We start from the raw sequence: 25,516 nt of genomic DNA, 5'->3' as shown, positions 1-25,516 counted from the left end.
ATAAGTACGCTAGTGTGTTAGTGTTGGTAATTAAAGCTAGTCTTGAGTTCTATTGCCTTCCCCGATCGTGCAGAATCATATACGCCTTGTATTATCTCTATAACATGCCGAGCGTGTTCCGCACTTATTTCAGGATCTTTATCTTCGAGCACACAGTCAGCAAGGTGCAGTATATCTCCCGCTATATAATGATTGATTCCCTTGGCCTCAGCCCCTGATATCTCTGGCGCTCCCACGTGAGCCAAGACCTCCTCAAAACCTAACCTGTTCCTATCACTTCCCTTCACCCATAGTTCATAAGAACCAGTGGCACAGCCCCCATAAATGATTGCTCCGTCATCTCCGTATATCTCCATAGATGGAACCTTTGAGCATCCTCTTATGAAATGAGAGCTTATTACGAAGAAGCAGTTGTTATCGAACTCTAGGATGAAGTGTGTATTGTCGTCCATTTCTACCTTAATCTCTTTTGACTGCCAAAAGCGGATAGGTAGGGATATACCCGATACAGCTGTTACCCTTCGCGCGGGGCCAAGTATCCAAGTGATAGCGTGCAGATCATATACCGCCGAGTCTCGAAGAGGTCCTCCACCTGGTTTGTAATACCAAGAAGGGTCAGCGTGTTCGAGTTCTGAACCTGGCTGCCTGCGTATATCATCTTCGTGCCTAGCACCTCTTTGTGCTCTTCCCCAGCAGATTTTCCCTAGCTTACCTGTATGTATATGTTCTCTTATCTCTTGCATCGCGAGAGATCTTAGATGATTTCCAGGTGCAGCTGCTACCTTAACACCAGCGGTATGCGCAGCATCTATAAGAGTGTTGGCCTCCTGTACGGTTAGTGTCATCGTTTTTTGTATATATAAATGCTTGCCGGCTTCTATCGCTGCTAGTGCGTTTGACAAATGGCTGGGCACCGGTGTAGCTATAACCACGATGTCAATATTTTTGTCTTGAGCTAGCTCTTCAGCAGATTTGTAGTATTTCGGAATATTGAACCTATTAGCAATCTCTTTGGCTCTATCCTCGATGGTATCAGCTATTGCTACTAGTTTGATTTTCTGTTCTACCTGAGGATCCAACAGGTTGGGAATTATGTCGAAGACGGTTACAATTCCACAGCCTACTATCCCCACCCCAAGTGCGTAAGCCATGGTTTCTCCTCCTGCGTTCTAAAATATATGCTACAATCTGAAATTGGCAATCATCTTCTCTAAGTTTTGGATGATTCGGTCTTCCTTGTCATCAGACTTAGCATCGGGTATAAGTCCTCTAGAATCTAGATCTCGTACGTAGTCTGGAATCCAGTCTGATAGTGTTATCTTGGGATTGAACTCCGGAATGTCCCTTCGTATCTTGTCGAGGCTATAGATACGATTCCATCTCGATTCAGAAGCAAGTAACCAAGTACCTTCTGGCCATACCTTGATAAGCAGCTCTGCTGGAGCATCTATGAGGTTTGCCTTCTGTCCCAGTGCCCATGCGATCTCTTCATGATAATCACGCCAAGTCTTCATGTCCCATCGAGTTATAATGTAGCTCTCGCCTATGCACCTTTCTCTCCCCACCGCTGCAGCTATCCCCAGGCCGACGTCATCGGAATGACAGTGAGCCCATATAAGGTTTCCTTCGTGAGTAACGAGTATTGGGAGTCCTTTCCTTACCCTATCTATCCATATACTCCCACCTCCAAGTTGACGAACTATCCCATCCTGGTAACCCCAAGTCTGTGCTGGCATAAAGATCGTTACAGGAAAACCATATTCCTTGTATGCTTTCATGAATACGTTATCAGCAGCGACTTTATTGCGAGAGTATTCTATAACTGGGTTTCTGTGTGTGTTTTCATTTATCGGATATTCAGCTGGCTCCCCTCCGAACACTGCTACTGTTGATACATGAATAAAATGCTTTACGCCTCTAAATGCTCTAAGGTCACTTTCTGCCTCTTCTGGGGTGTAACATATCATGTCTATAGCTGCATCGAATTTATTTTCTTGCATTGTCCTCTCAAATGCATCTAGATCATGTCTGTCCCCATGGATGACCTTTACTTCCTTGGGTAGAGGTCGCTTTGTTATACCCCGATTGAACACAGTTACATCATGTCCGTATTCTAATAGATACTTAATAACACCTGTGCTGATGTTTCCAGTTCCTCCAACTACTAGTACTCGCATAATCGAACTCCTGTCGAGATAATAGGTGTGTGGCATACCACATGCCAATAGTATATTCTTGCAGGCTAAATAAGTAAATAGCTTGGTGCTAGGCGAAATATAAGCTGATTCTTAATATTGTTAATTGAAGTGAAATAACTTGACTATTTATATTAGATTTTGCTAATTATTCTTTATGGCCAAGGGATTCTCAAATCCAAGGCGCGTACATCTCTGGAAAGGAGGTGATGCGTATGCTGAGGATTTGGGATCCAATACTTGATTTAGAGGCTATAAGGGAATCCATTTACAGAACTTATAACAATAGATCTACACTTGGTGGCCAAGCAGCCTATCCATTAGATCTGTTAGATGAGAAGGATAACTATATTGTTAGAGCTTCTCTACCTGGGTTTCGCCCTGAGGACATTAACATAAAGGCGGATAATCAAGGAATATTGATTACAGCTCAGACTGGTCGAAGTGGTATGCAACAACGTTACATACTTCGCGAACGACCTGAAAAGAACTCTTTTATAAAGAGAATTAGACTACCAATAAATATTGATGTCGATAATATAAAAGCTAAGTTACATAACGGAGAGCTCACTATAGTCTTGCCCAAGATTCGCAGGGAAAGAACTCAGACAATAAAAATAACATCTAGTTCCAAGTAGGAATCTGATACCAATTGCCGGCAACTTCATAGTTGGTACCTTTTGCCCATCTGTCTACCCTGGCCTTAGCAGAGTAGGCAGGTGGGACTTTCCCTTATAGAGGGAGGAGATAGTCCGATAGCGACACTAACGAAAGGGGGATATTTTTTGCCTTTGGTATGTAATAGAAAGGGCTAGATTCCACATTGTGTTGCGAATCTAGCCCCTAAGTGGGCGAAACAGGACTCGAACCTGTGACCTCACGGATGTGAACCGTGCGCTCTAACCAACTGAGCTATTCGCCCTCAGATAATAAGATACCAGAACATGAATTTATGGAGCAAGTACGACTCTAGGGAAAAGACCGCCTTGAGGACTTGAACCTCAAACCCCGTCGGTCGGTGCTTGCCGCAATCGTTTGCGATCCGCTGCAAGTCTTTGACCCCGCTCTACCCTTGAGCTAAACGGCCTTTTCCCTTGTCTTACTAGCGGATAATAACATCAAATAGTTTCTTTGCCAAGATATTTGATAACAAATCAATCAAATCTACACATATCCTATTGCTGTTCCGTCAATCCCAAAAACACTTTTTGTTCTTGGTGATTGCATAATAATTTGCTTGTTGTAGAAATCTAGATCTCTGTTGACATGTACATATGGTATTAGTAAACTTCAAGGTCGTGTCTTCTTGTAGGTGTCTGGTAATTAGGAGGGGTTTATGCGTCGTCTCACCACACTGGTACTGGTTATTCTTCTTGCTATAGTTCTTATTCCTTCCAATACCTTCGCAGCCCAAAGAATGGATGGAATACAAAGGGGTAAGGGGCATGGTAAGGTACTGGATAATCGCAAGCCTAACCCCTTAGCTGAGAAACAGTTCAAAATGCGGCAGAAGGGCTTGCAGAAGCTCATTCAGTCACAGGCTAGTGGCAATCTTAGCTCTATGGCACATGGTAAGAACAAGGTTGTAAAGCTGGCTAAGGGCCAATATGTTGAGCTCGCTAGAGAAGATACGGACCATATATTCACGATCCTGGTAGAGTTTGGTGGAAGTGAAGGTCCTATACACAACCAGATCCCTGAACCAAATAGGAGAGAAGATAATTCTACCTATTGGGTTCAGGACTTCAACCGTGACCACTACGACCAGATGCTTTTCTCGACAACGCCAGGTGTTGTATCTATGGCGAACTACTATCTTGAGCAATCATCTGGTCGTTACACGGTGGATGGTACTGTAACCGACTGGGTCAGAATTAATGCTAACGAGTCGGATTATGGTAGACCTGAGCCTGGTCAAACCTCTGGAGATAGCAATACTGTCTATAGAATCATAAGGGATGCTATAAGCCAGTGGGTTGCTGATCAGAGGGCAGCTGGTAAAACTCCTCAACAGATTCGAGACTACCTTTCACAGTTTGACGTCTGGGATAGATATGATCATGACGGGGATGGGAACTTTGATGAGCCAGATGGCTACATCGATCACTTTCAGATAATACATGCTGGCGAGGGTGAGGAAGCCGGCGGAGGTGCTCAGGGAGCTGATGCCATATGGAGTCATAGATGGTATGCTAATTGGCCTGGTATAGGGGTGGTTGGCCCTTCGCCTGATGCACTTCTGGGAGGATATGAGTTTCCGGGAACAAATATCTGGGTTGGTGACTACACTATAGAGCCCGAGAATGGTGGTGTTGGGGTTTTTGCTCATGAGTTTGGTCACGATCTAGGTCTGCCAGATGAGTATGATACTAGCTATCTAGGAGAAGCTAGTTCGGCTTTCTGGACGCTTATGTCTGCGGGTTCCTGGCTCGGTGAGGGTAAGGATAGCATAGGTACGAAGCCGGGGCATATGAATGCTTGGGATAAGTTGATGTTGGGATGGCTTAATTATGATGTTGCTATCTCAGGGCATAGATCTTCACATCGTCTAGGTCCAGCTGAATACAACACCAAGGCTGCGCAGGCGCTTATAACTGTGCTACCTAAGAAGCAGGTCACTACTGATATAAACGCTCCTTACTCAGGTTCCTGGGAATGGTGGAGCGGCTCTGGCGATAATCTTGATAATACTCTTACCAGACATGTTGATCTCTCAGCTGTGGATTCTGCATCTCTTCAAGCGTATCTGTGGTACGACATTGAGGATGGATGGGATTACGCTTATGTACAGGCGTCCGATAATAACGGTTCAACATGGACGAACCTGGAAGGTAATGTAACGACTAATGATGATCCCAATGGTCAAAACCTAGGTAATGGCATAACAGGTAATTCTGGAGGCTGGGTACTAGCAAACTTCGATCTCTCTCAGTTTGCAGGTAAAGATATACTTCTCAGGTTCAGGTATGTCACCGATGGTGCTGTACAAGGTAAAGGGATGACTGTTGATGAGATCAAGATAATAGGAGATGGAAATATAATCTTCACCGACGGGGCCGAGGAAGGAGACAACGGCTGGGATGCTAACGGGTTCTCGAGAATTCAAGGCTCCATCACTAGAAGCTACAACCACTACTATATAGCTGAATATAGGAGATATCTCGGTTACGATACCGCCCTCAAGACTGGTCCATACAACTTCCCAGATCCTAGCAGGAACTGGGTAGAACACTACCCATACCAGGATGGCTTGCTTATCAGTTATTGGGATACCTCTTTCAACGACAATAACGTGGGACAACACCCGGGCCAGGGTTTGATCCTACCTATTGATGCGCATCCTGAACCCCTCCTAAGGAAGGACGGCACGCCATGGAGGACCAGGGTTCAGGTTTATGATGCTACATTCGGGCTGCAGAGAACTGATCCAATAGCGTTGTCGTATCTCGACTCGTCAGGTCGTCTGGTGAGGGTAAAATATCCCTCGTTGCCTGCAGCACGAACCTTCAATGATCTGAATACTTACTGGTATGCTAGCAAACCTGATGCAGGTGTGAAGGTGCCGAAGACTGGTACCGTTATCCAAGTAGTTGGTACGAGTAACCACGGCAACTTCATGCAATTGCAGGTGAAACCTGCTAGAAGATGATAAAGTAATGTGTAAGGGGGCATCTTTATGATGCCCCCCTTTTTTATGCTACTCTTTCTTAGCCTTTACTATGGAGGTGTTTATGAGCTTAGAGATGGAGTCTCCTAGGATAGTCTTTGCTGAGGAAGAGCGTAGTAGCACTCAGGTTAGGTTGCAGATCGGTGACTTAGTAGTCTCCAAGGCAACAATTATTCCCCGTATCATGCGTATTGGTAGATCGGTTGTCAGAGTAGACGGTATAGGAGGAGTAGAGACACATGAACAATATCGACACAAAGGTTACGCACGGAGAGTGCTAACTGAAGCCGTCAGTAAGATGAAATCCGGGGATGCAGCCTTGTCAATTTTATGGGGGATACCCAACTTTTATCACCGATTTGGATTTGTATCTGCTATCCCTGCTCATATTATGTCCTTAGATGCATCTGTGGAGCACGATGCGATTCCCGATGGGTGGAGTGTAAGGCCATTTAAGTGGGAAGATATAGGTTCTCTAGCCAGGTTACATAATGAGTTCATCAGGAATTCAGTAGGCCCTCAGCTTAGGGGTGATAGTCCTCCCTATAGCCCAGCTTGGAATCAGCTAAGAGAAGGATCTAGACATGAATGCAAGGTATTACTAGATGACAGTAATACTATAGTAGCTTATGCTTGGGCTTGTTCCAGTGATGTTTGGTGGACGGACTTTCTGCCTAGACAAGATAAGAATTCCCTTATGTTAGCTGAGGTAGTTGCTGCTGATGAGTTGGCAGCGGACGTAATCTTGGGTGTGTGTATGGATTGGGCTAGATCAAAGAATTTACCTCGAATAGACGTGGCTACTCCCCCTACGGGCAATGTGGCAGCAGCAGGCATGTTGTTAGGTGCTAGGTTTACAATTCAATACCATCGATGTGAAGAGATTATGATTAGGTGTCTTGACCCTTATAGGTTACTAACGCAGATGGAGCCAGAGTTGGAATATAGATGGCTATATTGCAAAGACCAACCCGATAAGTTTAACTTAGGTATATTTACCGACGAAGGCAATGTAACTGTTTCTCTGGGCAGGGATGGTGTGCATATCTTTGAGGGGGTCCATGATGAGCTCGATGGGAAGGTGTTCATGGCTCAACATGATCTTGCTAGGTTAAGTCTAGGAGCTTATCCCCCTTCTGTAATCTTGTCTCGTTTAGATCCGAAGCCTAAAGGCAAAATTGCAGAGGTGCTAGAAAAAATATTCCCATTTACTGGGGCATTTGTTTGCCCACCTGACTCTTTGTAGGATACTAGGAAGTCTTCTGGAATAGCATGTAAAACCTTATTATATTCTTACAGTGCAAACTTTGTCTGTACTGTAAGCGGTATATTGCTACATGTATAATTCTGAGATACCTTATGAAATTTGAATTTAGAGGTGAGGAAGCTGGTCAAGAAAGAGATAGATCTCCATATGCACACAGATAGGTCGGATGGACGTTATCCGCCGCGCGAGCTGGTGCAACTTGCAAGAGATGTCGGGCTTAAGACGATCGCAATAACCGATCATGACACCGTGGCTGGAGTAGATGAGGCCGTGGCCGCAGGAGAGGAGCTCGGTGTTGAAGTTATTCCCGGTATTGAGCTTAGTACTACCGTGGAAAAGGGCGAGATCCATATGGTCGGCCTTTGGATTGATCCCAATAACCAAGAGCTTCTTGAACTAACAGAGAAGCTTAGAGGTGGAAGGGAATGGGCTGCTAAGAAGATGGTAGAGAATCTTCGCAGCATGGGCATGGACAGGCTTACCTTTGAGAGGGTGAAAGAGCTAGCGGGTACGGCTAGCATAGGAAGACCTGCCATAGCTCAGGCGATGCTTGAACAAGGGTATATAGAGAAGTTTGAGGATGCTTTCACCGATGAGTACATAGGCCCTGGTGGTAAGGCTTACGTACCCAGACATAAATTACTTCCTGAGGATGCCGTAAGAGTGGTGCATAGGGCTGGGGGAGTTGCTATCTTAGCACATCCTACTTTTACTTATGACCTGGAGAAATCGCTTGCTAAGCTTGTTAGGGCAGGGCTCGATGGTATGGAAGTATACTACACTGGATATACGCCATCTGTGCGTGCCTATCTGAGGTCCTTAGCAAGGAAATTTGGGCTGTTGATAAGTGGAGGCAGCGACTTTCATGGTGTACCTTCTATGGAGGAGCCTCCGCTGGGTAGTATCTATGTACCACCGATTGTTTTAGAGTCTCTAAGAGATAGGCATCGTAGAATGCACGCACTGGCATTATAGCTGTATATCGTCCTAGTTAGGTACGAGGTGTACGATAAATGAACGTCAGGCTCGTGATCAGGCTGTTCGTTGCTATTCTGTTGGGCCTGCTCGGGTGGCAATTGGGTTATTCGGCAGCGGCAGCCTTAGATCCTTTATTTAGATGGGCTTGGATAGTAGGACTATCTGGAGTCTTTATAGGCGCTCTGCTCGGTTTATTGTTCGCTCCTTATATGACTATAGTTCCTTTCAATGCGGTCAGAAAATGGATAGCTTCAGTTGCTGTTAGCGACTTAGTTGCTGCAGGTGTGGGACTGATATTAGGACTTGTAATTTCTGCTCTGGTTACCTTCCCGTTGAGAGCGCTTCCCGGTTTCTTAGGTAACCTAATGCCTCTGCTTGCTGCTATAGCTATTACCTATGTCTGCATAATGGTAGTAGTTATGCGACATAGAGAAATCGCAGAATACGTAACCGATCGTAAGTTCCTAACTGGTGTCCCCAGGAAAGGGTTTGTAGCGGGCAACAGGTACATATTGGATACTAGCTCCATCGTTGATGGCCGTATCGCAGACATAGTTTCTACGGGCTTCCTATCCGGTGATCTGATAGTCCCTCAGTTTATACTTAGGGAGTTACAAGCAATTGCCGACTCACAGGATTCTCTAAAGCGTGCTCGCGGTAGGAGGGGGTTAGATGTCTTGGCTGCTCTTCAAGAAAGCAGCAACGTTAGAGTTGAGATATTTGAGGGTCATATCGAGGCTGGTGAGGATGTAGATAGCAAGCTGTTATACCTAGCTAAGGACCTGTCAGCACCGATAATTACCAATGATTACAACCTCAACAAGATAGCTACCCTGCAAGGTGTGAAGATACTCAATGTGAATGAGTTAGCACATGCACTTCGTCCAGTATTGCTTCCCGGTGAGGATCTAACTGTGAAGATCATACAAGAAGGAAAGGAATATAACCAAGGAGTTGGCTACCTTGATGACGGCACTATGGTGGTCGTTGAAGGTGGTAAATCCAAGATGAACTGTGAGGTGGATGTGGTAGTCACACGCGTTCTGCAGACTGTGGCAGGCAGGATGGTGTTTGCTCAACTTGCAGATGTGGAGCGTGACGCAAGGTGAAGAATGGTTGTGTTGTTGGTGCTGTTATAGTTGCAGCTGGTGCGAGCTCACGCATGTCCGGGATAGATAAGCTTTGGATAGACTTAGGTGGTAAACCTGTAATTTACCATTCTATATACGCCTTCCAGCGGCTGGATGATATAGATGTGATCGTGGTTGTTACATCTGCCACGAATCAAGAGAAGATTAGAGAGCTATGCCGTAGGGAGTCGCTGGATAAGGTTGTAAGCGTCTGTCTGGGTGGCAATACACGCCAACAGAGCGTGCTTTGTGGGCTGAGGGAGATGCCTAACGCTAGTTTGGTAGCCATACATGATGGGGCTCGTCCCTTGGTTACCCCTGAAGTTATAAAGAGAGGGATAATTACAGCTGTCGAGAAGGGAGCAGCTATTGCTGCTGTGCCTGCTAAGAGCACATACAAGGTGGTCGACAGCCAGGGCAAAATATTGTCCACTCCTGATAGAGATAGCCTTTGGGAAGCCCAGACTCCTCAAGTCTTCAACTATATAGACATCCTAAGTGCACACGAGAGGGTGGCCCATCAGGATGAGGTTTTTACGGACGATGCTTCACTAATGGAGTCCATAGGTCGCGATGTATGGGTCTACGAAGGAGATTATAGAAACATCAAGATAACTACATTTGAAGATGTCCTTATAGCAAGGACTCTAATGGATAGCCAGCTTGCAAATGGCTAATGTAATGGAGGATTTGGTTGCGAAGCGGGATAGGATTTGACGCTCACAAGCTAGTAGTAGGACGGAAATTGGTGATCGGAGGGGTAACTATACCTCACCATATGGGACTTGAGGGGCATTCTGATGCCGATGTCCTAACACACGCGATCATAGATGCCCTTCTGGGGGCAGCTTCTATGGGGGATATTGGTACTTTGTTCTCTTCGGATGATCCTAACCTCTCGGGAGTGGATAGTACAAAACTTTTGGCAAAAGTGTGTGAGTATGTTAGAGGAGCTGGCTGGAATATAGATCATGTAGATTCCACGATAATCGCACAAGCACCAAGGATGTCTCCTTATATTGGTGCTATGAGAGATAAGATCTCCAAAGTTATGGAGATACCATTGACTAACGTTAGTGTCAAAGCTACTACGACGGATGGTCTGGGACCTTGGGGGAGAGAAGAGGGTATTGCTGCTCTAGCTGTGTGTAATATAAGTCGCAAAGACGAATAAAAATAGGGCGGGATTTTATCCCGCCCTATTTTTATTGCTTACTAGCTTATAGAAGAATCCGACCGTTATCTAGCATATTCAACGTTGCGGGTTTCTCTTATTACCGTTACCTTTATCTGGCCTGGGTAGCTTAGGCTTTCCTCGATCTTGCGGACAACGTTTCGGGCAAGCTTCGCAGCTTCTAGATCATCTACGTGATCTGGTTTGACAATTATCCTGATCTCTCTCCCTGCCTGTATGGCGTAGGATTTCTCAACACCCTCAAAGGAATTAGCTACTTCCTCCAGCGCTTGTAATCGCTTGATATATTGCTCGACGCTTTCACGCCTAGCACCAGGGCGACTACCTGAAATGGCATCCGCAGCAGCCACTATAACAGCTTCAACAGTTTGTGGCTCTTCTTCTTCGTGGTGTGCAGCTATGGCATGCACGATCTTGGGGGATCTACCAAGTCTACGAGCTATCTCAGCGCCTATGAGAGCATGAGGACCTTCTACCTCGTGGCTCACAGCCTTACCTATGTCATGCAGCAGGCCGGCTGTCTTGGCGACATTCACGTCGGCTCCGAGTTCAGCCGCTAAAGCTGCGGCTATTAGAGAGGTCTCTACCGCATGTCTTAGTTGGTTTTGGCCATAACTGGTACGATACTTGAGCCTTCCTAGAAGCCTAATCAGTTCGGGGTGTAGTCCTTGCACCCCTGCCTCCATTGCTGCCTGTTCACCAGCTTCTTTGATTTCAGCTTCTACCTCCTGCTGAGCTTTGCTTACCAATTCCTCTATACGAGCTGGATGTATCCTGCCGTCGCTGATTAGCTTGGTAAGAGCTCTTCTGGCTACCTCACGTCTTATAGGATCAAAGGCAGAAAGAGTAACTACTTCTGGTGTATCGTCTATAATGACGTCGACACCAGTGGCTTCTTCGAAGGCTCGTATGTTGCGCCCTTCCTTACCGATGATCCTTCCCTTCATATCCTCATTGGGAAGCGGTACAGTAGATACACTGACCTCACTAGCGTACTCGGTGCCTATACGTTGGATAGCGTATGCCACTATCATCTGGGCCCTGCGCTCTGCCTCTTCCTTGGCTTCTGATTCTATCTGTCTGATGATCCGAGCTGCATCTTCTCGGGCTTCTGCCTCCACCTGTCTGAGAAGTTCGGCTTTGGCTTCTTCTTTTGTCATCTCAGCCCTCTGCTGGAGGACTAACATCTGCTCCTGCTTGATCTTTTCAAGCTCATTGCGTATTCTCTCTGACTCTTGATCACGAGCCTGTATCTTCTGCTCTCGTCTTTCAAGGGCCTCTATCTTACGGTCAAGATTCTCTTCCTTCTGCTGAAGCCGGCGCTCAGCGCGGGCTAGGTCTGCTCGGCGTTCTTTAACCTCTGCCTCTGCTTCATTCCTGATTCGAATAGCTTCTGCCTGAGCTTCCAGTAGAATTTGCTTCTGCTTTGTGGCAGCTTCCTCGGATATTCTGTCGCGCAATCTCTCAGCTTCGCGTACCTGATTGTTGGAAATGAAGCGAAGGTAGAGGTAAGAGGCGCCTGCGCCTACCACCAGCGCTATGCCAGCGATCACGAAAGTTAGCGCGTCTGGCATACCCTTACCTCCTATTCAGTTTTCAAGGTTCTTTTCTAAGTCAGGCTTAATACCTGACTTGCCGAATTTCAACCTTCTGAAGCAAGCATAGCCTTGATATGTGGACAGTGTCAAGCTTGTAAGGGAGTAATTTGACATAAAATATTACTTGATGAAATTAGTAAATATCTCTAAAATAGAGATAAACTAAAATATAAGGAGTTGGCCCATGGATAGCAATCCAGTGTCGATAGATGCTCCTACTAAAACGGGTCGTTACTATAAGTTCCGTTGGCTGGGAATGGCTCTTTTGAGTCTGGGGGTTTCCCTAATAATCGTGGATGCTACCATTGTCAATGTGGCTGTGCCTTACATAATTAGGGATCTCAAAATAAATTTGAATGATGCTGAATGGATAAATAGCATCTATTCTCTAGTGTTCGCTGCACTTCTAGTAAGCGTAGGCAGACTTGGAGATAGGATAGGCCGAAGACTAATCTTTCTGCTGGGATTGATACTCTTTGTTGGGTCTAGTGCCCTGGCCGGTCTTGCTCCTAGTGGTTCTTTACTAATACTTGCGAGGTTGTTTCAAGGTGTTGGAGGAGCAATGATATTGCCTTCCACACTATCTATAGTTAATGCTACCTTCAGGGGAAGGGAGAGAGCTATTGCCTTTGGTATATGGGGTGGAATTATAGGGGGGATGGCTGCTCTGGGACCTCTGCTTGGTGGGTGGTTGACAACCAACCTCTCATGGCGATGGGCTTTCTATATTAATCTTCCACTAGGTGCTATAGCTTTCATAGGTGGTCTTCTATTCATAGCTGAAAGTAGGGATGAGGACTTAAGACCAGGTTGGGACTTTTCTGGATTTGTATTGCTCACCTTTGGTCTTATGTCACTGGTATTTGGGCTCATTGAAGGTCAGAGGTACGGATGGTGGACTCCCCAGCAGAAGTTTGAACTTCTAGGATTTTCTTGGCCATATGATGCTATATCACCAATACCTATAGCTGCATTGATAGCAGCTTTATGTATAATACTTTTCTTATTGGTTGAGCGAGCTAAGATCCGTAGGGGAGATGTAGTTCTCGCCGACCTAAGACTATTTAGAATTCCGAGCTTTGCTTATGGTAATGCTACTGCACTGATTGTAAGTTTGGGTGAATTTGGGATTATATTTGTGCTGTCGCTGTTTTTGCAGGGAGCTCTGGGATACACAGCATTTAGGGCAGGACTATTGCTTCTGGGGGTTGCTGGTGGATCTTTTGTGGCCAGCGGACTTGTACCTAGGGTAGCGTCTAGGTTGGGTGCTAGAAGGGCTGTTAATCTGGGAATGGCTCTAGAGGCTCTGGGGATATTTACTTTGGCACCTCTAATATTCTCTCAGGTAAGTGGAATTAGGCTTCTGCCATCGTTAATCATTTATGGCATGGGGGTAGGATTTGCTACCTCTCAACTTACTAGTGTGATTCTCTCCGACGTACCTACCGCCCAATCAGGACAGGCCTCGGGCTTGCAGAGTACCAGCAGGCAGATAGGTTCTGCTATAGGCATAGCCTTGATCGGAACCACTCTGGCTTCAAGGCTAGGTCATGAAACTGCTCAACAGTTGTCACAGATCCCTGGGTTACCTCCTGCTACCAAGGATCGATTCGTTGATTTGATAAGTAGCACTGCTGGTCAAGCGTTAACTACTCTTAGGGGTACTCCTGGATATGGAGCTATCGTCAAGGCTGGAGAATCAGCCCTATCTGATGCTACTGGTACGGCGGCGATTGTAGCTGGTGTATTTGTCCTTCTGGGGTTTATACTCAGCCTAAGGCTGCCAGCCTCTAATGAGAGTTAAGCTAGTCGTTATGCTTAACTAGCCTTCTATAGTGAGAATGCTTGACAAGTACCGGTATTAAGTTGTTCAGGAAGTCTTCTATTATTCGGAGTTCGTCTTCTGAGTATTTGTTCAGTATCTGGTGTATCTCAGAGACGAACTCTGATTGCACATGTCTTATATCTTCTATTGCGTGGTCTGTAACGTGAAGTATCAGACTTCTCCGATCATGAGGATGGGGGGCTCTGCGCAGGTAACCTGCCTCCTCGAGCCTGTCCAGCAAGGCAGTTATTGATCCGGTACTCATTTTCAGATTATTGGCTAGCTGCTTAGGGGTTAAGTCCCCGTAAGTATGTATGTGTTCCACGGCTGCCAAATCTGATAGCGTCATATCTAGCCTCTCTGCAAGACTTATTGCGTAGGCTAGGTTAGCTACTCCAAAAGACCTCAAGAGGGATGATATCCTGGCTATTTCCCTCGCCTTTATATTTTCCCCCTTGCCTAATGAATTGTTTTTTTCTCTTATATCGGATTCTGTTTTATTACTCATTATTGACAATATAACACTGCATGAGCATATAAACTACTGTGCATCAGCCTTTTGAGGGTTTGCTATGTTCTTACGTTGCTGTTCGGGAGGTAAATCTTCAGGTCTTCTCCAACATTCGTTTATTATCTGTACTACCTCTTCGGCGGTGTCAGCTATCCTTATTAGGTCCATGTCTTCTGGAGATATCTTCCCTTCAGCTAGCATTGGCTCCTTAAGCCATTCTATTAGCCCTTGCCAATAGCGACTGTTTACCAGTACCAAGGGAAAGTTCTGGATCTTACCAGTTTGGATCAATGTAAGTGCTTCGAATAGCTCATCTAGGGTTCCGAACCCTCCAGGAAAGACCACAAAGGCTTCGGAGTATTTGACGAACATCATCTTACGAACGAAGAAGTAGTGAAAGTTTATAGATATATCTATATAAGGATTGGTGCCTTGCTCAAATGGCAACTCTATGTTAAGGCCGATGGAAGGTGACCCTCCTTCTTGTGCTCCTCTATTAGCTGCCTCCATTATTCCGGGCCCGCCGCCTGTTATGATGGAAAAACCTTCGCTTGAAAGCCTTCTAGCTACATCCCTTGCCATTTGGTACATTGGGTCTTCTCTTGTGACCCTTGCAGAGCCAAAAATTGCTACTGCAGGATATATGTGAGCCAAGGTATCAAAACCTTCTACGAACTCTCCCATGATGCGGAAGACCCTCCATGGGTCTGTATCGGTGAAGTCCGGCATCTTCTCTCTGGTTTCAAGCAATCGCTCGTCTTCCGTTGGTTTGCCTAGGCGGGTCCCCCTATTCAACTCTTGATCTCTTCTTGTGGGGGTGGAAGGTTTTTGATAGGAGTTTGAGCTAGACATACAGATACCTCCAAGAGGGGGAAAGAGATAATTACACAATAGCATTCATAATGCCAAAAAACTGATTCACCTATATTTTAGACCCAATTCTCCACCCCCTGAGTTTCTGTAGGTAGTTTTCAGTTACTCATGCCCGTTGTAACTTTCCACGCAACGACAAGATTATTATCACTGATACGATTTGTACCAGTACCGAGAACAATACCAGTAGCGGTATAGAGATATCATACAAAACTCCCATAAGTAGACTACCGCCGAACCAGAATAGCCCATAGCCAGTGTTAAATACACCAAAGGCTGCGCCTCTTCTATCTGTTGGTACCATCCTAGAGACTGCCGCTCTCATAATAGATTCTTGTGCCCCCATACCTATACCCCACATTATTACCCCTATAACTGCCAGATAGGTGCTACCAAGAAAAGATAGTGGTGCAAAAAGTGCTGATAGAATAGCACCAATCGCCAAAGACAACATCCCTATGCGATCGAAAAGTGTTCCTAGGAATAACGCAGCTAGAGCGTCTGTGCCCATTGCTACTGTGTATAAGATTGGTATGGCGTCCTGTGAGAAGAGGTTAGCTTTTTGGAAGTGATAGGCTATAAGCGGGAAATCTGCATAACCAGCAGCTATCAGCCCTATAGCTAACATGTAAATCCAGAAAAGCCCTCTTAGTCCTTGAGTTTCGAGCTCTATTTGCTTAATCTCTAGCTCGTGTGGGGTGGGGTACATAATTCTGGCTGTTATTAATGTTGCTATGGACAAAAGTGCTGGTATAGCCAATACAGCAAATCCCATCCTATAACTGCCGGATGTAAAAAACAGCGTAGCAGCAACTATTAGAGGTCCTACTACAGCCCCGATCTGATCCAGAGCTTCATGTATGCCAAAGCCCTTGCCAGTTCCTATTTGCGATGCTGCGTGCGAGAGCATTGCATCGCGTGCTGGTACCCTTAGTGCCTTTCCCATTCTTTCAGCAATTACCAATATGGCTGCAAGTTGCCAGTTGCCTGTGAGGGCAAGTAGGGGCACAGCTCCCAGGTTGATTACGTATCCAAGTATCGTGATTAGCCAGTATTGCCTTGTGCGATCGCTGATATATCCACTGACTAATCTAAAAGCGTAACCAAGTAATTCGCCAAAACCTGCCACGAATCCTACTACCGCTCCACTGGCTCCCAGAACAGCTAGATAAGGACCTATAATTCCCCTTGCTCCCTCATAGGTCATGTCTGCGAATAGGCTTACAATCCCTACAAGTACAATGAACCGAAACGCATGAGAGCGAATTGTAGTGGTAGTACCTCTTTGGGTTTTTATATCTTCCATAATTTAACCCTCGATAATTATATAGCTCTGCCTGATATTACTCCTAGATAGCCTGCAAGTAATCCTAACACTCCGCTACCTATGATATTAAGTAGCGCGTACACCACTCTCCCTTGTTGGAGGAGCTCTATGGTTTCGAAAGTTAGCGTAGAGAAAGTGGTGTAAGCTCCAAGAAAGCCTATGGCAAAGAACTGTCGATACTCTATAGGTATCTCAAACCTTTCCAAGGCTAGAGTCATGAATAAGCACAACACATAGCTACCGCTTATGTTGATTATTAATGTTTCGAATGGAAAGGTAGTGGACCACTTGGAAGCTAGCCACCCTCCAAGTATGTATCTAGCATTGGCACCTAGAAACCCTCCTATCCCAACTATTAGATAGTTCAAGCTAGTAAAACCTCCTGATAAAGGCTCTCGATTAAAATTGATGGCCTCTACCCTTTGGGTAGAGGCCATCAGCACAACGGCGGTTCAAGGCGAGCCTCATCGCCTTATGTTCTTTTCTGAAAGAATGATAAGGTTGAGAAAAGCACATAGTCAAGCTATTGGGTTTCCCTCGTGCTTCTGTGCTGTTCAGATCCTTGGGGGGCCTGCAAGGATACGGGCCTCTATTTCCGTTATCTCTTCAGGTTTGATTTCCCAACTTGTACCGAATCTAGTGGGACCTAGATCCTCTATCCACCAAGTAGCTCCTACTTCGTTGTATGGCCTAACTATGTCTGCAGCTTTGGTATGATCATCGTGAGGTGTTATCCCACTAACTGCTAGGTCGAAAGATGTGCTATCGTCTCGATTACTAGCTATGAAATCTCGGATTTCTGCTGCCTCCTGTGGGGACAAAATTTGCTCCCATTTACCAGGTATGGCGCCGTCCCATCTAGCAGCTCTTCTCATGGGGCCTTTATTAGGCCACCAGCCGCCGATCCATATAGGTATTCTGGGTTTTTGGATTGGTACTGGTGTAAATCTTACTCCATCTACCTTTAGATATTCCCCTTTGAAGTTAGTTTCTTCACCTCTCCACAAAAGATCTATTACCCTTAGAGCTTCATCTGTCCATTTGGCACGGTATTTTATATCTCCGATTTGCCCTAATCTTTCATAGGATTCTGGAGGATCTCCTAGACCTATACCTAGTATTAGTCTGCCATCACTTAGGATATCGAGTGCCACTGCTTCTCTCGCTACCTTCCACGGATGTCTTCTAGGGAGCGCTATCACCATTGGCCCGAAACTTATTTTGGTAGTGCTCATTGCGATCGCGGCGAGACAAACCGTGGTATCTCCACATGGCCCGTTGTCTCTAATCAGATCGTCCCATATGAAGAAACCATCCCATCCTGAATCCTCAGCCATCCTTGCTAATCTGGCTATTTCTTTGGGATTGGACAACCGATCAAAAGCAGGTATATTGACTCCAAATCTCATATCTTTATCTCCAGATATCATTGTATTTGAGAAATTTGGGGTTAGGGTTCTTTACGCTGTCCTCTTGTACTGCTTGATACGGTCTACAGTCAATATTATCTGTTGAGCTGCTTCTTCTATCTCTCTCTCGGTGTTGAATCTACCAAGGCTGAATCTTATGGACGACTTTGCCTCCTCTTTCTCAATTCCCATCGCTAACAAGACGTGCGAGGGCTCTGGATGGGCTGATGTGCATGCTGATCCAGAAGAGGCTGCTACGCCTGAAAGTTCAGCCAGTAGTTCTGAGGCACTAATGCCTCTGAAGGTTACGTTCAGCGTGTTGGGGAGCCTATATATTGGGTGGCCATTCATCTTTATATCCGTTAGAGATTGGCTAATCCGCTCCCAGAGAAGATCTCGCATCTTCTGTATCCTAAATTTCTCTTCTAGGATGTTGTCGGAAGCTATTTCAGCTGCCTTGCCAAAACCGACTATACCAGGCACGTTCAGAGTCCCGCTCCTTAATCCGTTCTCATGTCCGCCACCTCGTATGATGGGTTGTAGCTTGTGTCTTATGGACTTCCTGACATACAAGGCACCTATGCCTTTTGGTCCATAACACTTGTGTGCTGAAAGACTCATCAGATCTACTCCGAGCTCCTGCACACTGACAGGTATTTTGCCTAGGGCTTGAGCAGCATCTGTGTGCACGACTATGTTATGCGCGTGAGCTATCTCGGAGATATCACGGATAGGGTTTATGGTGCCTACTTCATTATTAGCTAGCATTACAGAGATCAATTTGGTGTTGCGCTTAATCGCTTGATCCACATCATGTGGATCCACCTGACCGTATTGATCCACTCCTAAGAAAGTTACCTCCACCCCGCACGCCTGCAGGAACCTTGCGGGATCCAACACTGCTTTGTGTTCCACTGAGCTCACTATCAGATGATCCCCAGGTCTGATCATCCCTAATATTGCCAGGTTGTCGGATTCCGTTGCGCCGCTAGTGAATATTATCTCCTCTGGATTCGCTCCTATGGAGAGCGCTATCCTCTCTCTTGCTAAGTTAACCGCCTCTTCAGCTACCCACCCATAAGCATGTGTGGTGGAAGCTGGATTGCCAAAGTGCTCTTGAAGAAAAGGCAGCATCTCCTGTAAGACTCTTGGGTCCAGTGGAGTTGTGGCGTTGTTATCTAGATATATCGGCATGCTAAGCATTTTGGGCCTCTACTTTCGCGAGCTCCGCATCCAATCTATAGTGGCACCCACGATTGACCGTGTCCGCAAGTGCTGAGGAGATCAGCCTCTCGGCAACCAGTAAGATGCTTTTGATGTTATGTGCACGGAAGCCTTTTCTTGGCTCGATAAGATTGGCGAGCACTTGTACTCGCTCGAGCCCTGCTCGAAGGGATTCGCCATCTCTAACAATGCCAGCATTATTCCAGAGGATATCCTTCACTTCCCTCAGTATGCTTTGAGCTTCAGCTTCTGATATCTGTTCAGAATGCGATATCTCTGCAGAATTCAGGGTATAAGGTGTTGCATAATTAGATAGTGGCTCTTGTAAGGCTGTGTCCTGCCCTGCTCTCCAGCCAAACACTAGTCCTTCCAACAACGATGTCGAGGCCAGGCGATTGGCTCCATGCAAACCTGTATGTGCTACTTCTCCCGCTGCCCAGAGCCTAGATAAACTAGTCCTGCCTAGACTATCTGTGACGACACCTCCACAGGTGTAATGAGCTGCTGGTACTATTGGTATGGGATCGTTCGGGACGTTTATCCCCAGACTTCGACACTTTTGAAAGATAGTGGGGAACCTGGTCCGCATCTTTATTTCATTAATTCCAGACACATCCAGATAGACGTATTTCTCACCAGATTCCTTCATTCGTGTCCATATCTCGCGAGCTACTATGTCCCTTGGAGCTAATGACCCAAGAGGATGTCTTATGAATTCATTCCCTGTGGAATCTACGATTACTCCTCCCTCGCCTCTGACCGCTTCTGATATGAGGAATTTGCTATCTTCATCTGAATACAGGGCTGTGGGGTGAAATTGGATGTAATGTAGGTCTCTGACGTCTACTCCAGCTCTCAAAGCCATGGCGATGCCATCACCGGTAGCATAAGCTGGGTTAGTAGTATGCTTAAACAGAGCTCCAAGACCCCCTGTAGCTAGTATTACACCTTTATTTGCTAGCGCTAAATTCAAACTGCCGCTTTGGATGAAGTAGATACCAATACAGACCCCTTCGGTAACAAGTAGCTCTATAGCATTTGCTTCCCAAAGGATCTTTATACAATCATACTTTTTTATTGAATTTATAAGAGCTCTTTGTATGGCCCATCCTGTTCTATCTTTGTGGTGAAGTATTCTAGGTACAGAATGGGCACCTTCTCGTGTGAGGTGAAGTACACCGTTTGAATCCTTGTCGAAGGGAACTTTCAGGTCCTCGATCAGAAGCTTTCGAACTAGTATGGGACCTTCCCTGGCTATGATCTCAGCAGCTGATCTCGAGCCAGCTCCTGCAGCTGCTGTTAATATGTCGTTTACCAGCAATTCTTCGGAATCATCCTGTCCTACATACACTATGCCGCCCTGTGCATAGCTGGTATTGGTATCCTCAGGACTTCTTCCCTTGGCCAACACAACTACTCGCTGCCCGTGGGTCGCGGCTGCTAAGGCTGCAGCACATCCAGCTATGCCGCTGCCTACAACCAGGACATCGCAAGTTATTATTTCTACGGGCAACATGTTGCATCCTCACTTTATTGGTTTGTCACTGGAGTTATGTCGAAAGATATATCCATAGCCCTTGCGGAGTGGGTCAGCGCACCTACGGATATAATATCTACGCCAGCTTCTGCGTAGTCCCTCACATTGCTTAGATTGATGCCCCCAGATACCTCCACGATTACTCTGTTATCAAAGCTTTTTATAAGCTGTGTTGCCTTTTTGACCTGTAGGGGTGACATGTTGTCAAGGAGGATAACATCAGCCCCAGCTCTTAATGCCTCATGAAGTTGATCCATATCCTCTACTTCCACCTCGATCCGGAACGTGTGGGTGGCTCTGGACCTAGCAGCTCTAATGGCTTGCTCTACACCGCCAGCTAGAGATATGTGGTTATCTTTGATTAGTATGCCATCGTAAAGCCCGAACCTATGGTTGTTTCCACCTCCTGCTATTACCGCTGCTTTTTCGAGAGTTCTTAGTCCTGGAGTTGTTTTGCGGGTATCCACAATCTTAGCTTTAGTGCCCTTTACAGCTTCTACGTATTGTCTAGTCAGTGTAGCTATGCCACACAACCGCATGAGAAAATTCAGAGCTACTCTTTCTGCTGCAAGCAGACCTCTAGCAGATCCCCTTACATATCCAATGCAGGTGTCGGCGCTAACAGCACACCCATTGTTAGTAAACGACTCGAATATCAGGTTGTTTCCTAGTACTTCCTCAAATGTTGCCCTAGCTACTTCTAAGCCAGCGACTACCAAGTCTTCCCTAGCTATAATTTTTCCACAGGCTTCTAGATCTTCTGGTATGGTCGCTTCGGACGTCGGATCTCCATAACCTAAATCTTCGTGTAGAGCGTTTTTTACTATTTCCCTTACCAAGCTCTGGTAGTAAGCCATCAGCTAATCTCCAGCATTCTCTCTATGGGCCTAAGAGCTCTAACTCTTAGCTCTTCTTCCATTTGGATTTCTGGGTATCCGTTGAGCATACACTGGTATACCTTTTCAAGGGTGTTTAGCCTCATGTGCGGACATTCACTGCAAGCCTCACAAGCGGCGCCCTCTGTTGGGGCTCGAATGTAAGTCTTCTCAGGAGCTAGGATCTGCATCTGGTGAATGATCCCAGGCTCAGTAGCTACTATGAACCTTTGAGCAGGGCTTTCCTTTACTCTGGCGAGCAGTTTGGCTGTGCTACCTATATAATCAGCCAGTTGTAATACTCTCTCCTCACATTCTGGATGAGCCAGCACCTCGGCATCTGGATACCTTATTTTTAGCTGTCTAATCTTCCGTTCGGAAAACAGGGTATGCACCATACAGGTACCAGGCCAGAGTACCATGTCACGTCCAGTTTTTCTTATAAGGTAACTGCCTAGGTGTCGATCTGGAGCAAATATGATAGGTTGATCCTCAGGAATACTCCGTATTATTTTCTCCGCATTGCTGGAGGTGCATATTATGTCCGAGAGGGCCTTTACAGCTGCTGTAGTGTTTATGTAGGAGACAACCACATGTCCTGGATGCCTCTCTATGAATTCTTTGAATTCATCAGCTGGACAACTATCCGCCAATGAGCATCCAGCTTGTAGATCGGGTAAAAGAACCTTTTTATCAGGATTCAAAATCTTCGCGGTCTCTGCCATGAAGTGGACACCGCAAAAGACGATCACATCAGCATCCGTACCCTTAGCCTTCTGTGCTAGCTGAAGAGAATCACCTATGAAGTCGGCTACGTCCTGTATCTCAGGCTCCTGATAGTAGTGAGCTAAGATTACGGCATTTAGCTCCTTCTTGAGATGCTCGATCTTATCTGCAAGCTCTATACGAGGAGTGGGGCTAATGATAATGCTCATCTGCTTCTAGCCTCCGCCAAAGCTTCTAATTCAGTCTCATCTTGTGAATCATCCTTGATAAGGAATCCTAGTTGTTCCAGTACCTTTAGCGCTTCATCTAAGTATTTACGATCTCGAGCTGCCAGAGTGTGCATGTGCAGACCATCCGTAAGCTCTGATAGAAGATGTGCCTTGCAGGAGCTAACCTTCTCAAGGAATTCTTCAACATCTGCTCGGGAGTCCAACTCTAACCTTCCTCTCAGTTCGCCATATATAGGGTGAAGTACTGCTACGTCTACTATGCGTACGCCTACATCCACCAGACTATAGAGTTCCTTGGGAGTGTCCTCGGGTCTATGCTTTACAACGACCTCTATTTTCTGCATACCCGGCGCTAGAGCAGTAGCTAGCATGTACCCTCTACTGGTAGCTACTATCGGCTCGCCTGCTGATCTGAGTAGAGCTATATCGTGAACTATAGCTTGCCTACTTGTCCGCAGCTCCTCCGCAAGCTTGAAACCTGGAACTGGATCGGCCCCGGCTTGACGTAATATATCTAATAACCTGGATCTTCTCTCTTCGCCTTTGTTCATAGTTACCCCCTATCTCACGATAGTATACTGTTGTTACACATGTAATATCAACTGTAATTACAGTATTTATGCTCTTGTCACGCTAAACTTGACTTGTATGGGCGACAAGTATACCCCTGTTGTAATCAAGCTGAATATAAGCCCTATTGAGGCTGCACTAAGGTTAAGAGGTTTACCTGGCTTTGTATTTCTTGACAGTAGTCTTGCAAACCAGCGTATGGGTAGGTATTCCTATGTTGCTGCCGATCCTTTCATCCAAATGAGATCCGATGGGAGAAAGATCCTAGTTGAGTCCGAATCCCAAAGCTCTTTAGAAGATGATCCTTGGGACGTGCTCAGTTCTATGATTGCGAGCTTAAGGCTCGAGCGTCTGAATGGATTACCTCCCTTTCAAGGTGGGGTAGCTGGATACTGGGGTTATGATCTGGGACGTCATCTAGTCCATTTACCTAACTTGGCGAAGAGGGATGTATTTCTTCCCGATATGTGGGTGGGTTTTTATGATTGGGTTATAGCCTTCGACCATATCTCTAATGAAGCGTGGCTCATTTCCACAGGCTTGCCTCTTTGGGATGGAGCCTATGCTAACGAGAGGGCAAAACAAGTCTTGGCAAGGCTAGAGAGGTCTCCATCCGATCAGGGCAGTATATACCGTCCTGATTCACACATCAGGTTTTGGTGTGAGACTTCACATAAAGAGTACATTCAAATGATACTCAAGGCAAAGGATTACATAAGAAGAGGTGACATATATCAAGTCAACCTTTCGCACAGGCTACAAGCCAACTATCTAGAAGATCCCTGGGGACTATATCTTTACCTGCGGAGCCGAGCTCCAGCGCCCTATTCTGCGTACCTGGAGCTAGATCCCCAGCAGGCTATTCTAAGTTTCTCGCCCGAAAGGTTTCTTAGTATTCGTGAAGGGATGATAGAGACTAGGCCTATAAAGGGTACCAGACCACGGGGTATCACTATTGGTGAGGATCAAGCGATGGCTTTGGAGCTAGGCAATAGCAACAAAGACAAGGCTGAGAATTTGATGATAGTGGATTTGCTTAGGAATGATCTTGGGAAAGTGGCTGAGATAGGCTCTGTAAGGGTTACTGATCTGTTTGCTATTGAGGGATACTCGCATGTATGGCAGATGGTAAGCACGGTAAGAGCAAGGATCAGAAATGGCTTGGATTCACTCGACGTCCTTTATGCAGCTTTTCCCGGTGGATCTGTTACTGGATGTCCGAAGATAAGGGCAATGGAGATAATCGAAGAGCTTGAACCGTTCAGGAGGGGGGTGTACTGCGGAAGCATTGGATACCTAAGCTTTACTGGAGATATGGATACTAGCATAGTGATAAGAACTATGATTTATGATGCCGGTAAACTCTTGCTACAAGTTGGTGGGGGTATAGTTGCTGATTCTGATCCAGAGGCAGAATATCACGAGACTATGGCTAAAGCCAACACGATAATCGCATCCATGGGGGCAACTATCAACTGATGAGCGCTGTGATCTGGATCAATGGATTCTTGCTTAGTGAGGAATCCTATGTGGGGATAAGCCCGAGCGATCGAGGTTTTACTCTAGGTGATGGAGTATTTGAAACTATAAGAGTTTCTAACGGTATACCACTCTACGTAGAGCACCACTTGGGAAGATTAAGGGTCGGGTGCAGCGTCCTGCGGATACCTTTTAATTACACGGATCATGAACTACTAGTTTACATAGGGGATACTATTGCCGCTAACGGACTAAGTAATGCGGTAGTAAGAATTACAGTTACTCGCGGGATGGGTAGACGAGGAGTCCTGCCACCTCCAAATCCCGAACCAACTATGGTTATAAATGCCTCCCCGCACGAAGATCGTTTATCCGGAGAAGATACAAGTAGAGTAAGTCTCATAGTCTCATCGATAGCGCGCAATAACCTCTCTCCTACCTCTCGTATCAAGTCTTGTAACTACCTTGACAACATCTTGGCTAGAATAGAGGCTTCTGAGGCGGGGGCTTACGATGCAGTCATGCTTAATATCAACGGCGAGGTTGCTTGTACTACCAGTGCGAATGTCTTCATAGTGCACGAAGGAAAACTAATAACTCCTCCGCTTAGTGCTGGTGCTCTGAATGGAACTGTGAGGAGGATACTGTTGGATAGACTGAGTCATCGCCTTGATATACCTGTTGTGGAAAGAAAAGTGTACTTACAGGATCTTCTATCTGCTGATGAAGTGTTCATAACCAATTCGGTAATAGGCGTGTTGGGTGTTGATAGTATAAACGGCAATCGCATCGGTGAGGGGGAGTCAGGAGAGATCACTCTAGATATTAGGAGAGAACTTGAGAAAGATATAGACTTGTACAAGACACTCTTCCGTTGGGAGGGGTCTGTAAGCTTGTGAT

The 25,516-nt window shown here is 46.0% G+C and carries 23 protein-coding genes, 1 tRNA gene and 1 riboswitch; of the genes, 10 read left to right on the top strand and 14 right to left on the bottom strand.

What is annotated here, in order from left to right; translation table 11 throughout:
• Positions 1-17: 17 nt before the first annotated feature.
• Together N2245_RS02295 and N2245_RS02290 are read right to left on the bottom strand one after the other, a co-directional pair.
• Complete coding sequence (locus N2245_RS02295; protein ID WP_494535110.1) at positions 18-1,151, bottom strand: Gfo/Idh/MocA family protein; 1,134 nt, start codon at positions 1,149-1,151, stop codon at positions 18-20.
• A gap of 30 nt (positions 1,152-1,181) precedes the next feature.
• Positions 1,182-2,177 (bottom strand): NAD-dependent epimerase/dehydratase family protein, encoded by a 996-nt coding sequence (locus N2245_RS02290; RefSeq protein ID WP_494535109.1) that lies wholly within the window; start codon positions 2,175-2,177, stop codon positions 1,182-1,184.
• A gap of 233 nt (positions 2,178-2,410) precedes the next feature.
• Here N2245_RS02290 and N2245_RS02285 point away from each other — a divergent pair, with 233 nt between their 5' ends.
• Entirely contained in the window at positions 2,411-2,833 is a 423-nt protein-coding gene (locus N2245_RS02285) for an Hsp20/alpha crystallin family protein (RefSeq protein ID WP_494535108.1), read from the top strand.
• A 210-nt stretch (positions 2,834-3,043) separates the two neighbouring features.
• On the opposite strand, the gene N2245_RS02280 is transcribed toward N2245_RS02285, so the two are convergent.
• Positions 3,044-3,117, bottom strand: a tRNA-Val gene (locus tag N2245_RS02280).
• A 414-nt stretch (positions 3,118-3,531) separates the two neighbouring features.
• Between N2245_RS02280 and N2245_RS02275 the strand changes: the two genes are divergently transcribed.
• From N2245_RS02275 to ispF, 6 genes are all read left to right on the top strand, one after another.
• A complete protein-coding gene (locus N2245_RS02275; protein ID WP_494535107.1) occupies positions 3,532-5,844 on the top strand; it encodes an immune inhibitor A domain-containing protein in 2,313 nt (770 codons plus the stop codon).
• An 82-nt stretch (positions 5,845-5,926) separates the two neighbouring features.
• Positions 5,927-7,108, top strand: a complete 1,182-nt coding sequence (locus tag N2245_RS02270; protein ID WP_494535106.1) for a GNAT family N-acetyltransferase — start codon at positions 5,927-5,929, stop codon at positions 7,106-7,108.
• Between the two features lie 168 nt (positions 7,109-7,276).
• On the top strand, positions 7,277-8,104 hold the full coding sequence (locus N2245_RS02265; protein ID WP_494535105.1) for a PHP domain-containing protein: 828 nt from the start codon (positions 7,277-7,279) through the stop codon (positions 8,102-8,104).
• A 38-nt stretch (positions 8,105-8,142) separates the two neighbouring features.
• Positions 8,143-9,216 carry a PIN/TRAM domain-containing protein gene (locus N2245_RS02260; protein ID WP_494535104.1) on the top strand — a complete coding sequence of 358 codons (1,074 nt, stop codon included), beginning with the start codon at positions 8,143-8,145 and terminating at the stop codon, positions 9,214-9,216.
• Positions 9,213-9,914, top strand: a complete 702-nt coding sequence (gene ispD / locus N2245_RS02255; RefSeq protein WP_494535103.1) for a 2-C-methyl-D-erythritol 4-phosphate cytidylyltransferase — start codon at positions 9,213-9,215, stop codon at positions 9,912-9,914. The genes N2245_RS02260 and ispD overlap by 4 nt, the downstream gene beginning before the upstream one ends.
• Positions 9,915-9,931: 17 nt before the next feature.
• Positions 9,932-10,411: a 2-C-methyl-D-erythritol 2,4-cyclodiphosphate synthase gene (gene ispF / locus N2245_RS02250; protein ID WP_494535102.1), complete on the top strand. Its 480-nt coding sequence runs from the start codon at positions 9,932-9,934 to the stop codon at positions 10,409-10,411.
• A gap of 65 nt (positions 10,412-10,476) precedes the next feature.
• On the opposite strand, the gene rny is transcribed toward ispF, so the two are convergent.
• Complete coding sequence (gene rny, locus N2245_RS02245; RefSeq protein WP_494535101.1) at positions 10,477-12,006, bottom strand: ribonuclease Y; 1,530 nt, start codon at positions 12,004-12,006, stop codon at positions 10,477-10,479.
• A 208-nt stretch (positions 12,007-12,214) separates the two neighbouring features.
• On the opposite strand from rny, the gene N2245_RS02240 reads away from it, so the two are divergent.
• Positions 12,215-13,834 (top strand): DHA2 family efflux MFS transporter permease subunit, encoded by a 1,620-nt coding sequence (locus N2245_RS02240; protein ID WP_494535100.1) that lies wholly within the window; start codon positions 12,215-12,217, stop codon positions 13,832-13,834.
• A gap of 1 nt (position 13,835) precedes the next feature.
• On the opposite strand, the gene N2245_RS02235 is transcribed toward N2245_RS02240, so the two are convergent.
• From N2245_RS02235 to N2245_RS02190, 10 genes are all read right to left on the bottom strand, one after another.
• On the bottom strand, positions 13,836-14,363 hold the full coding sequence (locus N2245_RS02235; RefSeq protein ID WP_494535224.1) for a MarR family winged helix-turn-helix transcriptional regulator: 528 nt from the start codon (positions 14,361-14,363) through the stop codon (positions 13,836-13,838).
• A 33-nt stretch (positions 14,364-14,396) separates the two neighbouring features.
• Entirely contained in the window at positions 14,397-15,218 is an 822-nt protein-coding gene (locus tag N2245_RS02230) for an LOG family protein (RefSeq protein WP_494535099.1), read from the bottom strand.
• 127 nt (positions 15,219-15,345) lie between these two features.
• The gene (locus tag N2245_RS02225) at positions 15,346-16,545 is read right to left on the bottom strand and encodes an MFS transporter (protein WP_494535098.1); all 1,200 of its coding nucleotides are present in this window, start codon (positions 16,543-16,545) and stop codon (positions 15,346-15,348) included.
• Positions 16,546-16,562: 17 nt separating this feature from the next.
• Entirely contained in the window at positions 16,563-16,934 is a 372-nt protein-coding gene (gene crcB / locus N2245_RS02220) for a fluoride efflux transporter CrcB (RefSeq protein WP_494535097.1), read from the bottom strand.
• Between the two features lie 52 nt (positions 16,935-16,986).
• Positions 16,987-17,047, bottom strand: a riboswitch (Fluoride riboswitch).
• A 73-nt stretch (positions 17,048-17,120) separates the two neighbouring features.
• Entirely contained in the window at positions 17,121-17,975 is an 855-nt protein-coding gene (locus N2245_RS02215; protein WP_494535096.1) for an LLM class flavin-dependent oxidoreductase, read from the bottom strand.
• A gap of 51 nt (positions 17,976-18,026) precedes the next feature.
• The gene (locus tag N2245_RS02210) at positions 18,027-19,178 is read right to left on the bottom strand and encodes a cysteine desulfurase family protein (protein WP_494535095.1); all 1,152 of its coding nucleotides are present in this window, start codon (positions 19,176-19,178) and stop codon (positions 18,027-18,029) included.
• Positions 19,171-20,715, bottom strand: coding sequence for an L-aspartate oxidase (gene nadB / locus N2245_RS02205; RefSeq protein WP_494535094.1), 1,545 nt, complete (start codon positions 20,713-20,715; stop codon positions 19,171-19,173). Before nadB ends, N2245_RS02210 begins: the two co-directional genes overlap by 8 nt.
• A gap of 14 nt (positions 20,716-20,729) precedes the next feature.
• The gene (gene nadC, locus N2245_RS02200) at positions 20,730-21,593 is read right to left on the bottom strand and encodes a carboxylating nicotinate-nucleotide diphosphorylase (RefSeq protein WP_494535093.1); all 864 of its coding nucleotides are present in this window, start codon (positions 21,591-21,593) and stop codon (positions 20,730-20,732) included.
• Positions 21,593-22,546: a quinolinate synthase NadA gene (nadA, locus tag N2245_RS02195; protein WP_494535092.1), complete on the bottom strand. Its 954-nt coding sequence runs from the start codon at positions 22,544-22,546 to the stop codon at positions 21,593-21,595. Before nadA ends, nadC begins: the two co-directional genes overlap by 1 nt.
• On the bottom strand, positions 22,543-23,118 hold the full coding sequence (locus tag N2245_RS02190; protein WP_494535091.1) for a transcription repressor NadR: 576 nt from the start codon (positions 23,116-23,118) through the stop codon (positions 22,543-22,545). Before N2245_RS02190 ends, nadA begins: the two co-directional genes overlap by 4 nt.
• Positions 23,119-23,335: 217 nt before the next feature.
• On the opposite strand from N2245_RS02190, the gene pabB reads away from it, so the two are divergent.
• Both pabB and N2245_RS02180 read left to right on the top strand, forming a co-directional pair.
• The gene (pabB, locus tag N2245_RS02185) at positions 23,336-24,616 is read left to right on the top strand and encodes an aminodeoxychorismate synthase component I (RefSeq protein ID WP_494535090.1); all 1,281 of its coding nucleotides are present in this window, start codon (positions 23,336-23,338) and stop codon (positions 24,614-24,616) included.
• Positions 24,616-25,515: an aminotransferase class IV gene (locus N2245_RS02180; RefSeq protein ID WP_494535089.1), complete on the top strand. Its 900-nt coding sequence runs from the start codon at positions 24,616-24,618 to the stop codon at positions 25,513-25,515. Before pabB ends, N2245_RS02180 begins: the two co-directional genes overlap by 1 nt.
• Position 25,516 lies beyond the last annotated feature (1 nt).

The organism is Thermobaculum sp. T2p (assembly GCF_059335935.1).
Note: the sequence above shows the minus strand (reverse complement) of the source record. Positions and strands in the feature narration are given on the sequence as shown.